Raw genomic sequence first — 11249 nt, 5'->3', positions numbered from 1 at the left:
GTTCAGAAGCCGCTGATGATCTCGATCTTCGAGCCGTCGCTGAAGCGCGAGAAGCGGAAGGGCGCGGGATCGACCACCGGGGCACGGGCGCTGACCAGATCGGCCGCAAGCCGTCCCGCCGCCGGCCCGATGCCGAAACCGTGCCCCGAAAAGCCGGTGGCGATGAAGAAGCCCGGCACGCTGTCGATGCCGGAGATCACCGGCACCGCATCGGGCGTCACGTCGATGGCACCGGCCCAGCGTTGCGCGATCTCGGCCTTTTCGAAGACCGGGAAGGCCTTGCGCAGGTTGTCCAGCGCCTGGTCCTGAAGGTTGAACGCAGGTTTCGGATCCAGCACGCGGCAGTATTCGAAGGGGCTTGCCTCATCCAGTTTCCAGCGGTTGGGGATGCGCGCCTCGTCGAAGAAGCGCCCGCCGGCGCGCAGCAGCAGCGATTTCCATTCGGCGCCAAGCGCGGGCATGAAATCGCGCATGAAGCGGAAGCTGTCGGGCACGATGTCGACCACGTTGCGGAAGCCGTCGGCGATGGTATAGCCGCCGTCGGAGCGCTTGCGGATCGAGAAGCCCTCGTTCCACAGCGCCACCTCGGGCCCGCCTTCCAGCGGCTTGGTGCGGATGACCGAGTTCTTCACCTTGAGCTGCGGCAGCCGCAGCCCGGTGTTGCGGGCAAAGAGGCTGGACCAGGCACCGCCCGCCAGCACCACCTGTTCGCAGGCGATCTCTCCGCGTTCGGTGACCACGCCGCAGACCTGGCCGGCCTGGGTCTCGATCCCGCGGACGGCACATTCGGTCATCACATGACCGCCACGGTCGCGCACCGCCTCGGCAATGGCCGGGGCGGCCCATTGCGGTTCCGCCCGGCCATCGGCGGCGGTATAGAGCGCGCCGCTGATCTTCATCTTGTTGCCGGGGAACAGGTCTTCCAGCTCCTGCCCCGTCACCATGCGGCTTTCGATCTGGTAGTCCTGAAGGTTCTCCAGCCATTTCTCGTGCTGGGCAAAGTCCTTCTCGGTGGCGCAGGCAAAGGCGATGCCAGACCGGCGGTAGCCCAGGTCGCGGCCACAGCGTTCCGCCATGCCGGGCCAGAGGCGCAGGGCCTCGGCCATCAGCGGCACTTCGCGGGGGTCGCGGCGGGTGATGCGCACCCAGCCCCAGTTGCGGCTGGACTGTTCGTGACCGATGCCGCCCTTTTCGCAGAGCGCCACCTTGAAGCCGCGTTCGACCAGTTCAAGCGCGGTCGAGGTGCCGATGATGCCGCCCCCGATGACGACCACGTCGACCTTTTTCGGCAGGTCGGTATCGCCGTGGAACGGATTGACAAAGGGACCGGGCATTTCAGAAGGACTCCTCGATCTGGCAGTTAACGCAGAACTCCGCGACACTGGCCTCGTTGGGCAGGTCGATCAGCATGTGGATGACCCGCGCCAGATCTTCCGGCTGGGTCATGGTTTCAGCGGGCCGGTCGGTGATCCCGGCGGCCATGTCGGTGGCCACGAAGCCCGGGCAGACCGCCACCGCGCGGATGCCGCGTTCGAACCCGGCATGGCGCAGGGCATGGGCCAGGCCGACGACGGCAAATTTCGACACCGCATAGGCGCCCGAGCCCGGCGATTTCACCCGCTTGCCCGAGAGCGAGCCCAGCAGCACCACCCGCCCCCGGCCCGAGGCCGCAAGCGGCTCCCAGCAGGCGGCGGCCAGGCGGCGCGGCGCCTGCACGTTCACCTCCAGCAGATGCGCCATTTCCGCATCCGTGACCTCGACCGCGGTCTTCGGCACCATGACCCCGGCATTGGCGATCAGCGCATCGATCCGACCGAACCGCGCCATCACGTCGGCGGCCCATCCGGTGGCGGCGCCCGGGTCGGTGGCCTCGTAGGCAAAGCAGTGCACACGTTCGGGCGCGGCGGCGGCCCAGTCCGGCATCGCGGGCCGGCGCATCCCCAGGGACACCACCCAGCCGGCCTCGAACAGGGTCCGGGCCGCGGCGGCGCCGATCCCGCGTCCGGCACCGGAAATCAGGGCAACGCATTCGGAATTCAGTCCCATTTGGTCCTCATCTTCAGGTAGGCGCGCTTGAGCTGGCGCATGAACTGATCGCGGTCCTCCGGCTCTATGAAGTCGAAGAACTCCTCTTCCTGGCAGCGAATGATCTCGCGCACCTCGTCGGCCAGGGCATGGCCCTTGTCGGTGATGAACAGCGCCTGGGCGCGCTGGTCGTCCTGGGCGGCCTCGCGTCGAATGGTGCCGGCATCCACCAGCCGGTCGATGATCCGGCCCGTGGCGGGCCGGTCACGCATCAGCACGTCGGCGATCTGCGAGGGGCGGATGCCGGGATAGTCGTCAACCAGCAGCAGCGTCGTGATCTTGCCCTTGCCGCGCGCGATCTCGAGATGCGCCATGCGGCGATCCAGATCGCGCGAGACCACGGCATCAAGCGTGCGGATGTACCAGCTGAAGGCACCCTCGAGGATGTCGATCCTGAGGCCGCGGATCTCGATGTCGGGATCGTCGTCAGGGGGGTGTTCGGGGGTCATGGGAGAGGATCTCCGTATCATGTTGCTGTCATGACGACCGATAGCCCATGCGCCTGGCAAGCATAAGGTTGCATTTCACAACCATCTAATTGTGAAAAACAACCAAAGCGCAATTTTCGCGCAAACCGGCGGCCTTCGAGGCCGCAGGCGGCAGGGTGGATCCGTCCCGGGTCCCGACCGGACGACTCGCCCCGGCCGGGGCCGGGCGGCCTCAGGCCGCCGCCGCCCCCGGGATCGCCGCGACCAGCGAGCGGGTGTAGTCATGCCGGGGCGCATGGAAGATCTGCGACGGCGGCCCGTATTCCACCATCCGACCCCGGTGCATCACCAGGATCTCGTCGCTGATCTGGCTGGCGACCCGCAGGTCATGGGTGATGAAGATCATCGCCAGGCGGCGCTCTTTCCGGATCCGGTCCAGCAGTTCCAGCACCTGCGCCTGGATCGATACGTCCAGCGCCGAGACCGCCTCGTCCGCCACGATCACCTCGGGATCGAACATCAGCGCCCGGGCGATGCCGACGCGCTGGCGCTGCCCGCCGGAGAATTCGTGCGGGTAGCGGTCGAAGGCCGAAGGATCGAGCCCCACCTGTTCCAGCAGCCCCTCCGCCTTGCGGCGGGCATCGTGCCGGGTCAGCAGGCGGTGCGCGGTCGGCCCCACGGTCAGCGCCTGACCGATGGTGAAGCGCGGGTTGAGCGAGGCATAGGGATCCTGGAAGATCATCTGGATGCGCGGCCGCAGCGGGCGGAAGGCGGCCTCGTCCAGCGCCAGCGTGTTCTCGCCCTGAAAGCGGATCTCTCCGGCATCCGCCGAGATCAGCTTCATCAGAACCTTGCCCATGGAGGACTTGCCCGAGCCGCTTTCGCCAACGATGCCCAGGGTCTCGCCCTTGTGGAGGGTGAAGCTGATGTCGTCCACCGCCTTCACCTCGCGCATCCGGCCCAGAAAGCCGCTGCGGGTACGGTAGGTCTTCTGCAGCCCCTTCACCTCCAGCGCGACGGGGCGCGTCTGCGCGCGGTCGCGGTCGGTCTCGCGCATTGTGGGCACGGCGGCGATCAGCTTGCGGGTATAGGGATGGGCCGGGGCCTGCAGCACCGTGGCAGCGGTCCCCTGCTCGACCAGCCGGCCCTTCTCCATCACGATCACCCGATCGGCGATCTCGGCCACGACGCCGAAATCATGGGTGATGAACATGACGCTCATGTTCTTGCGCTTCTGGATCCGGCGGATCAGCTCCAGGATCTGGGCCTGGGTGGTGACGTCCAGCGCCGTCGTCGGCTCGTCCGCGATCAGCACGTCGGGATCCAGCGCCAGGGCCATGGCGATCATCACCCGCTGGCGCTGCCCGCCCGACAGCCGGAACGGGTATTGATGCTGGATCAGCGCCGGATCGGGCAGGCCGACCTCGCTCAGCATCTCCACCACGCGGGCGGCGCGGACCTCGGGCGATCCGACGTCATGGGCGTCCAGCACCTCGCGGATCTGGTCGCCGATGGTCATCAGCGGATTCAGCGCCGAGAGCGGGTCCTGGAAGATGATCGACACCGCGCGCCCGCGCAGCCGGCGCAGCGCATCCTCGGGCAGCGACAGCAGCGCCTGGCCCCGGAAATCGATGCTGCCCCGCGCAACCGTCATGACATCGGGCAAGAGCCCCATGACGGTATTGGCGGTGACGGATTTACCCGAGCCGCTTTCGCCGATGATGCACAGGATTTCTCCGGGCATCAGATCGAAACTGATGTCCTGGACGGCAAAGGGTCGGTCATGGTTGCCCGGCAGCGCGACAGAGAGGTCGCGCACCGAGAGGACGGGCGCGGGGCCCGTGGCATTGGAGGTCATCGGATACTCGTCGTCTATTGTTATTATGCCCCGCCAGCCAAGGCCGCCCGGCCCGCGATGGCAACGGGCGCCTGCGCGGCACGCCCCGGCGCGGCCCCGCCCGCCCGCGAATGCGGCACCGGAGGGCGGATCGCCGAAAAATGCCTCAGCCGGACCCCGCCGGGCCGGCCTGCCGCAGTGACCTTGCCGCTTGCCCCGGCGGGCAGATCCGGGGCGCGCCCTTCCCTGCCGCGGCAAACATTGCCGCCCCGCCAGGTTGATGGCATCTAGATCCCCCAGAGCCCGGACAGCCCCAGGCCACCAGGAAGAAGGACAGCGCCGCGTGACAGCCCCCCCGAGCGAAGCCCCGGACCTCTGCGACGCGCTGCGCGAGCGGATGGAGCACGAACGCGAACGCAACCCGCGCGAGACCAAGCGCAGCGCCCTGCGCCAGGCCCTGCTTTCGGCGCTGCGGGACCGCCTGGTCGGCCCCGGGGATCGCTTGCCCCCCGAGGCCGAGCTGGCCCGCCGCCTGCAGGTCTCGCTCGGCACGGTGCAAAGCGCCCTCGGCCAGCTTCAGGACCTTGGCCTGATCCTGCGGCGGCGCGGGGACGGCACCCGCGTTGCCGATGGCGAACCGATCGGCCCCAATATCTGGCACTTCCGCTTCCGGCTGCGCGCGACCGACCGACCGCTGCGGATCACCGACACGCGGCTGGAGATTTTGCGCACGAACGACACCGGCCCCTGGAGCACGCATCTGGGGCCCGGAACCCATACCGTGATCCGCCGCAGATTGTCCGGAGATGGCGTCAGCCTGGGCGCCGAGATGTACCTCAGGGCAGACCTGCTTCACATCGACGACATTGAGCTCTCGGAACTGGAAGGCGTCAATCTCAGGACGTATCTTGAGGCACAGCTGGGACAGCGGGCGCATCTTCTGACCACCCGCGTCTCCATGGAGCCCCTGCCCCTGCGCCAGGCGGCGATGTTCGACATGAAACCCGAAGCGACGGTCTTCCGGATCGAGGCGCGCACCGCGCTGAGCGACGGCAGCCCCTTCTATCAGCAGGCCATCTTCGCCCATGCGGACGATGTGCTGCTGGAATTCTGAGAGTACAGATGCCCAACTTCCGTTCCCCGATTTCCCTCTACGATGCCCAGGGCCTGGCCTTCGGCATCCTGCTGACCAGCCTCGGCGTGTCCTTCCTGAAGGCCTGCGGCCTGGTCACCGGGCAGACTGCGGGCCTGTCGGTGCTGCTGTCCTACCTGCTGCCGCTGAACTTCGGGGTGCTGTTCCTGCTGGTCAGCCTGCCGTTCTTCTGGCTGTCCTGGGTCCGCCGCGGCGCCACCTTCACCCTGCGCACAATGGTCGCGGTGATCGGCATCGCGGTGCTGACACCGCTGCTGTCGCGCACCATCACCTATGACCACCTGCCGCCGCTCTTGGCGGCGATCCTGGCCGGCAGCTGCTGCGGCGTCGGGCTGATCGCGCTGTTCCGCCACAATGCCTCGGCCGGGGGGCTGGGCATCCTGGCACTGGTGATCGAGGAAAGGACCGGCTTCAAGACCGGCTGGTTCCAGATGTGCTTTGACGCGGTGATCTTCCTGCTGGCGCTGATCTTCCTGCCGCTCGGCGCGGTGATCTATTCCTTCATCGGCGCCGTGGTGCTGAACGCGGTGATCGCCTGGAACTTCCGCATCCACCAGGTGCAGGGCAAAGCTGCGGCCGAAGCCGCCTGATCCCGCGCACGCCGCCCTGGATCCGGGCCGTCCCTTCGGGGGCGGCCCTTTTCGTGGCGCCCCCCCTGGGAGCCCGCGCGGCGCGCCTCAGGTCTGCTCCAGCTCGGCATCCCAGTAGAGATAGTCCATCCAGCTTTCGTGCAGATGGTTGGGCGGGAACTTGCGGCCCTGGTTGCGCAGCTCGTCGGCGACGGGCGCGCGCGGCGGCTTGCGCAGCGACATGCCGGCCTTGCGCAGGCTTTTCGAGCCCTTGCGCAGGTTGCAGGGCGCACAGGCGGCCACGACATTCTCCCAGGAGGTGATGCCCCCCGAGGCGCGCGGCACGACGTGATCGAAGGTCAGATCGCCCTTCGATCCGCAGTACTGGCAGCGGAATTCATCCCTCAGAAAAAGATTAAAGCGCGTGAAGGCCACGCGCTTTCTGGGTTGGACGAAATCTTTCAGGACGACCACCGAGGGGATCCGTATCTCGGTACTGGGGCTTCGGACCCAGGCATCGTATTCGGCCACGATGTCGACCCGGTTGAGCCAGGCGGCCTTGATCGCCTCCTGCCAGGGCCAGAGCGAGAGGGGATAATATGACAGGGGGCGGTAATCCGCGTTCAGCACCAAGGCCGGGTGCTGTTTCAGAGCCGCTGGCTCTCTCACGAATTCCGTTCTGAAATCTCCGTCCATCTGCGACTCCGTTCCTGCCCTGTCTGCCTGCATTGGCACCAGAGCGGGGAACCCGCCCCAGCTTGGTTCAACTATATATCGCGGCAATAACCTGACAAGCCTCATGATATATAGATATCCGCAGGAACACCTATCCTCCCCTGGTAACGCACAAATGACAAACGTTCCGGTAATGCGCATGTCCCGGGGGCTGAAATGCCCGCTGTCCCGCCTACATCAGGAGCAGTTTGCCAGGAGACGCTGCCATGACCGAGACGATCCCTGCCCCGCAGGCCCTGCTGGAAGCCGCGCTTTACGCCGACGACCTGGGCGCGGCCGAGAATTTCTACGGTACGGTCCTGGGCCTGCAGCGCGTCACCCGCGCCGAGGGGCGCCACGTTTTCTTCCGCATCGGGCCGATGATGCTGCTGATCTTCCGGGCCGATGCGACGCAGCTGGGCGCCTCGGACCTGTCGCTGCCGGTGCCGCCGCATGGCGCCACGGGCGAAGGCCACGTCTGCTTCGCCGCCACCGCCCCCGAGATCCAGGCCTGGGCCGATCGCCTGTCGGCCTGCGGCATCGCGATCGAGGCGGATTTCCATTGGCCGAACGGCGCGCGTTCGATCTACTTCCGCGATCCCGCCGGCAATTCGCTGGAATTCTCGGAACCGCGCCTGTGGTTCCCCGATGCCTGATCCCTAGGCTGCGCAGGCAAACCGGCGCAGCTAATCCGCCGGGCCCGGGTCCGGATCCAGCCGCAGGACATCGCCGCGCCGCATCAGCAGCGCCATGGCGGGTTCGGACAGGGTGCCGGTGATGTGGCGCAGGGTCCGCACCGTGACCTCCAGGTCCTCGGCCGAGACGCCGCGCATCGTGTGGCCGTCCAGGTAGCGGGCCAGCACAAGCAGCTCGTCCATGGAAGAACGGCCCTTCTCCGTCAGCTGGGTCACCCAGCGGCGCCGGTCCCCGGTGTCCTGGTTGCGGCTGACCAGCCCCTTGCGCACCAGCCCGTCGAGGATCCGCGTCACCGTGGTGCGATCGCGTGCCGTGGCCTCGGCCAGTTCGCTGGCGCTGCGCTCGCCCTCCACCGACAGGATCAGCAGGTAGACCCATTCCTCATGGGTCACGTCATGCCCGTTGGCACCGAAAAGCTCGGCCATGTGCTTGCGCGACAGGAAGGCCACGCTGTTGATCCAACGGTAGAGGATGGTATCCAGGTTTATCGTCATGCGGGAGTTCTATCCCCGGCCCGGACACCGTGCAACAGCGCCGTACCCCCGCGGCGCGGCGGCCGCGGGATCACCGGAAAGCGCGGCTCAGAAGCCGCACTTGTCACGCAGGAAGGCAAGCGCCACCGACAGCCCGTCCGGGGCGATGCCATGGCCGGTGCCCTTCTCGACATGGGCAAAGACCTCCTTGAAGCCGGCACCCTGAAGCGTCTCGATGGCCACGGGCAGGTTCTGCGGCGGCACCACCTCGTCCATGTCGCCATGCACCAGCAGCACCGGGAAGGTCGATTGCACCTCGTCCTCCAGCAGTTCCGGGCGCAGCACCCGCCCCGAGAAGCCGACGACCCCGGCCAGCGGATCCTCGCGGCGCGGCGCCACCTGCAGCGACATCATCGTCCCCTGCGAGAAACCCACCAGCGCCACCTGTTCGGGCAGCAGGTCCTCGTCCACCATCAGCGCATCGAGGAAGGCGTTCAGGTCCTCGACCGCCGCCAGCAGGCCGCGCTCGGATTCCTCCTCGGAGGAGCCATCCATCCAGGGGATCGGGAACCACTGGAAGCCGAAGGGCGCACCGGGCACGCTTTCGGGCGCGTCGGGGGCGATGAACATCGTGTCGGGCAGGTGTTCGCCCAGCGGATCGGCCAGGCCCAGCAGATCGGCGCCATTCGCCCCGTAGCCATGCAGGAAAACCACGGCCGAGCGCGTCTCTCCCGATAGTGCCTCGCGTCTTTCCGCGTTCAGAACCCGTGTCATTGCAGCCCTTCTCTTTTCGTTTCGGCCCGGTACCAGCTCCAGAGCTGGCGGGCGGCGATGCTGCGCCAGGGCGACCACAGCAGGCCGCGCGCGCGCAGATCGGCCTCGCCCGGCCGTGCGTCCAATCCGTAGAGGAGGCGCGTGGCCTCCTGCAAGGCCAGATCGCCCGCCGGCAGCACATCGCCGTGGCCAAGGGCGCTCAGCGCATAGATCTCGGCCGACCAGCGCCCGATGCCGGGAAGCGCGATGAGCGCCGCGATGACCTCTTCCCCGGGCTGCCGGGCGAGGGCGGCGAAATCGGGCGCGCGTTCGGCAATGGCCAGGGCATAGCGGATCTTCGGGCGCGACAGGCCGCAGCTGCGCAGGGCCTCCTCGCCGCCCTTCAGAACCTCATTCGGCTCGGTCAGGCCGGCGTCCTCCAGCCGCGCCCAGATCGCGGCGGCACTGGCGGTCGAGACCTGCTGCCCGGTGATGATCTGCAACAGCGCCGCATAGCCCGGCGGGCGGCGGCGCAGCGGCGGCAGCGGCAGGGTTTGCGCGATCCGCGCCATGCCGGGATCGCGCGCGGCCAGCCAGGCCACCCCCTCGGCGACATCCTCCAGCGTCTCGATCCGGGTCATGGCAGGGCCTCCAGCCAGTGCAGCGCGCTCTCCACGTCACGGAAGAGCGGCACGCCCGGCGGCTCGGGCGGACGGTTCAGCAGCACGACACCCAGGCCGAGCTGCCGCGCCGCGTCCAGCTTGGCCCGCCCCGACCCGCCCGACTCCTTCGCGACGATCCAGTCGATTCCCAGATCGCGGAACAGCGCCACTTCGGCGGCTTGCGTGAAGGGCGGACGCGCCACCAGCCAGCGCCCGTTCGGATGGGGAAAGGGATCGCCCCGGTCCTCGACCACCCGCACGGTCAACTGCCGCCCCGCAAGCCCCGCAAAGGCCGCCAGCCCCAGCCGCCCCGACGCCAGGAAGACATGGGCGGTCTCGGGAATGATCCGCGCCGCCTCCTCCGCACGGTCGATCCGGTGCCAATGATCCCCGGGGCCTTCCTGCCAGCCGGGCCGCGACAGCCGGGCATAGGGCAGGCCCAGATCGCCGCAGATCCGCGCCGCGCGCGCGGTGATCCGCGCGGCAAAGGGATGCGTCGCGTCCAGCACCGCGCTGATCCGCTCGGACATCAGGTACGCCGCAAAGCCCGCATCGCCGCCGAACCCGCCGATCCGTGTGGGCAGGGGCTGGGGGGCGGGGCGCAGCACCGCCCCCGCAAGCGAGACGACGGCGGGCCTGCCCGCCTCGGCAAGCTTGCCCCCCAGCACCCGCGCCTCTGCCGTGCCGCCCAGCAGCAGGATCATCCCGCGCGCCCCACGATGGTTCCGGCCCGGTCGATCGCCACCACGTCGGCGGCAATTCCCGGCCCCAGCCGCCGCCGCACCTCGCCCAGGGCCCCTTCGGCGACATAGGCCCCAAAGCCCGGCACCGTCTCCAGCACCTCCAGCGCGGTGCGCATCCCGGCCACCTCGGCCACGCCCAGATCCGCTGCCAGCCGCGCGAAATCCACCTGAGAGCGCCCCGAATGCAGATCCCCCGCCCCCTGCGCCAGCTTCACCAGCTTGCCGACCCCGCCACCGATGCTCACCCGCGCCACCGGATGCGCGGCCACGTATTTCAGCAGCCCCCCGGCGAAATCCCCCATGTCCAGCATGGCGATCTCGGGCAGGTCATGCAGCCCCCGCACCACCCGCTCCGAGGTCGCCCCGGTACAGCCCGCCACATGGGAAAGCCCCGCCGCCCGCGCCACATCCACCCCCCGGTGGATCGAGGCGATCCAGGCCGAACAGGAAAACGGCCGCACCACGCCCGTGGTCCCCAGCACAGAAAGCCCGCCCAGGATACCGAGGCGCGGGTTCCAGGTCTGCGCCGCGAGCGCCGCGCCGCCGGGGATCGACACGGTGATCTCCGCATCCAGATCCCGGCCCCGCGCCGCCGCCAGATCGCGCAGCACCTCTTCCATCATCTGCCGGGGCACCGGGTTGATCGCCGGCTCGCCCACCGCCAGCGGCAGGCCGGGGCGCGTCACCGTGCCCACACCTTCGCCGGCGCGAAACCGGATGCCCGCGCCCCCCGGCACCACCCGCACCCGGATCAGCGCCCCATGGGTCACGTCCGGATCATCGCCCGCATCCTTGACGATCCCCGCCTCGGCCCAGCCCGGCCCCTGACGCAGCTCGGCCACGTCGAAAACCGGCACCTCGCCCCGCGGCAGGGTGATCGAGACCCTGTCCGGCGCCGCGTCCCACAGCGCCAGCAACGCCGCCTTCAGGGCAGCGGTGGCGCAGGCGCCCGTGGTCCAGCCACGGCGCAGGGGGGTCTGGGGCATCCGGCTCATCGGGCGCGATCATAGGGCGCGCCGCCCCGGACGCCACGGGAATCTGGTCCATCCCGGCTCTGACCTCGGGATCATCCTCCCGGCGGGACAGCCGAGCCGGGGCCCGATCTCCCACGCCGCCCCAAGCCCCCGGACCCCAAG

At 68.7% G+C, this 11249-nt stretch carries 13 protein-coding genes; 3 read left to right on the top strand and 10 right to left on the bottom strand.

Translation table 11 applies throughout. The features are described 5' to 3' along the window. Window positions 1-2: 2 nt before the first annotated feature. The 4 genes from KM176_RS10545 to KM176_RS10530 form a co-directional block, all read right to left on the bottom strand. Window positions 3-1334 (bottom strand): NAD(P)/FAD-dependent oxidoreductase, encoded by a 1332-nt coding sequence (locus KM176_RS10545; protein WP_160896083.1) that lies wholly within the window; start codon window positions 1332-1334, stop codon window positions 3-5. 1 nt (window position 1335) lies between these two features. Beyond that, entirely contained in the window at window positions 1336-2046 is a 711-nt protein-coding gene (locus KM176_RS10540) for an SDR family NAD(P)-dependent oxidoreductase (RefSeq protein ID WP_202397978.1), read from the bottom strand. Beyond that, window positions 2037-2534 carry a MarR family winged helix-turn-helix transcriptional regulator gene (locus KM176_RS10535; protein WP_160896084.1) on the bottom strand — a complete coding sequence of 166 codons (498 nt, stop codon included), beginning with the start codon at window positions 2532-2534 and terminating at the stop codon, window positions 2037-2039. The genes KM176_RS10540 and KM176_RS10535 overlap by 10 nt, the downstream gene beginning before the upstream one ends. 211 nt (window positions 2535-2745) lie before the next feature. Beyond that, window positions 2746-4371: an ABC transporter ATP-binding protein gene (locus KM176_RS10530; RefSeq protein WP_160896085.1), complete on the bottom strand. Its 1626-nt coding sequence runs from the start codon at window positions 4369-4371 to the stop codon at window positions 2746-2748. A 322-nt stretch (window positions 4372-4693) separates the two neighbouring features. Between KM176_RS10530 and KM176_RS10525 the strand changes: the two genes are divergently transcribed. Together KM176_RS10525 and KM176_RS10520 are read left to right on the top strand one after the other, a co-directional pair. Then, the gene (locus tag KM176_RS10525) at window positions 4694-5464 is read left to right on the top strand and encodes a GntR family transcriptional regulator (protein WP_215558777.1); all 771 of its coding nucleotides are present in this window, start codon (window positions 4694-4696) and stop codon (window positions 5462-5464) included. An 8-nt stretch (window positions 5465-5472) separates the two neighbouring features. Then, window positions 5473-6093: a YitT family protein gene (locus KM176_RS10520; RefSeq protein ID WP_160897003.1), complete on the top strand. Its 621-nt coding sequence runs from the start codon at window positions 5473-5475 to the stop codon at window positions 6091-6093. Between the two features lie 87 nt (window positions 6094-6180). On the opposite strand, the gene KM176_RS10515 is transcribed toward KM176_RS10520, so the two are convergent. Beyond that, a complete protein-coding gene (locus tag KM176_RS10515) occupies window positions 6181-6768 on the bottom strand; it encodes an HNH endonuclease (RefSeq protein WP_160897002.1) in 588 nt (195 codons plus the stop codon). A 245-nt stretch (window positions 6769-7013) separates the two neighbouring features. Here KM176_RS10515 and KM176_RS10510 point away from each other — a divergent pair, with 245 nt between their 5' ends. Beyond that, window positions 7014-7442, top strand: a complete 429-nt coding sequence (locus KM176_RS10510) for a VOC family protein (protein WP_160897001.1) — start codon at window positions 7014-7016, stop codon at window positions 7440-7442. A 30-nt stretch (window positions 7443-7472) separates the two neighbouring features. On the opposite strand, the gene KM176_RS10505 is transcribed toward KM176_RS10510, so the two are convergent. The 5 genes from KM176_RS10505 to KM176_RS10485 all read right to left on the bottom strand — a co-directional run bounded on the left by KM176_RS10505 (window position 7473) and on the right by KM176_RS10485 (window position 11108). Beyond that, window positions 7473-7976: a MarR family winged helix-turn-helix transcriptional regulator gene (locus KM176_RS10505; protein ID WP_160897000.1), complete on the bottom strand. Its 504-nt coding sequence runs from the start codon at window positions 7974-7976 to the stop codon at window positions 7473-7475. 87 nt (window positions 7977-8063) lie between these two features. After that, window positions 8064-8729 carry an alpha/beta hydrolase gene (locus tag KM176_RS10500; RefSeq protein ID WP_160896999.1) on the bottom strand — a complete coding sequence of 222 codons (666 nt, stop codon included), beginning with the start codon at window positions 8727-8729 and terminating at the stop codon, window positions 8064-8066. Further along, complete coding sequence (locus KM176_RS10495; RefSeq protein WP_160896998.1) at window positions 8726-9349, bottom strand: DNA-3-methyladenine glycosylase family protein; 624 nt, start codon at window positions 9347-9349, stop codon at window positions 8726-8728. Before KM176_RS10495 ends, KM176_RS10500 begins: the two co-directional genes overlap by 4 nt. Then, the gene (locus KM176_RS10490; RefSeq protein WP_160896997.1) at window positions 9346-10074 is read right to left on the bottom strand and encodes a cobalt-precorrin-6A reductase; all 729 of its coding nucleotides are present in this window, start codon (window positions 10072-10074) and stop codon (window positions 9346-9348) included. The genes KM176_RS10495 and KM176_RS10490 overlap by 4 nt, the downstream gene beginning before the upstream one ends. Next, complete coding sequence (locus KM176_RS10485) at window positions 10071-11108, bottom strand: cobalt-precorrin-5B (C(1))-methyltransferase (RefSeq protein ID WP_160896996.1); 1038 nt, start codon at window positions 11106-11108, stop codon at window positions 10071-10073. The genes KM176_RS10490 and KM176_RS10485 overlap by 4 nt, the downstream gene beginning before the upstream one ends. Window positions 11109-11249 lie beyond the last annotated feature (141 nt).

Source organism: Pseudooceanicola endophyticus, from assembly GCF_018760365.1.
GTDB classification, from domain to species: Bacteria; Pseudomonadota; Alphaproteobacteria; order Rhodobacterales; family Rhodobacteraceae; genus Pseudooceanicola; species Pseudooceanicola endophyticus.
This window is presented reverse-complemented; position numbering and strand designations above follow the sequence as displayed.

Coding starts and splice junctions, on each gene's coding strand:
- KM176_RS10545 (WP_160896083.1), bottom strand. CDS start 1,334: ATGCCCGGTCCCTTTGTCAATCCGTTCCACGGCGATACCGACCTGCCG.
- KM176_RS10540 (WP_202397978.1), bottom strand. CDS start 2,046: ATGGGACTGAATTCCGAATGCGTTGCCCTGATTTCCGGTGCCGGACGC.
- KM176_RS10535 (WP_160896084.1), bottom strand. CDS start 2,534: ATGACCCCCGAACACCCCCCTGACGACGATCCCGACATCGAGATCCGC.
- KM176_RS10530 (WP_160896085.1), bottom strand. CDS start 4,371: ATGACCTCCAATGCCACGGGCCCCGCGCCCGTCCTCTCGGTGCGCGAC.
- KM176_RS10520 (WP_160897003.1), top strand. CDS start 5,473: ATGCCCAACTTCCGTTCCCCGATTTCCCTCTACGATGCCCAGGGCCTG.
- KM176_RS10515 (WP_160897002.1), bottom strand. CDS start 6,768: ATGGACGGAGATTTCAGAACGGAATTCGTGAGAGAGCCAGCGGCTCTG.
- KM176_RS10510 (WP_160897001.1), top strand. CDS start 7,014: ATGACCGAGACGATCCCTGCCCCGCAGGCCCTGCTGGAAGCCGCGCTT.
- KM176_RS10505 (WP_160897000.1), bottom strand. CDS start 7,976: ATGACGATAAACCTGGATACCATCCTCTACCGTTGGATCAACAGCGTG.
- KM176_RS10500 (WP_160896999.1), bottom strand. CDS start 8,729: ATGACACGGGTTCTGAACGCGGAAAGACGCGAGGCACTATCGGGAGAG.
- KM176_RS10495 (WP_160896998.1), bottom strand. CDS start 9,349: ATGACCCGGATCGAGACGCTGGAGGATGTCGCCGAGGGGGTGGCCTGG.
- KM176_RS10490 (WP_160896997.1), bottom strand. CDS start 10,074: ATGATCCTGCTGCTGGGCGGCACGGCAGAGGCGCGGGTGCTGGGGGGC.
- KM176_RS10485 (WP_160896996.1), bottom strand. CDS start 11,108: ATGAGCCGGATGCCCCAGACCCCCCTGCGCCGTGGCTGGACCACGGGC.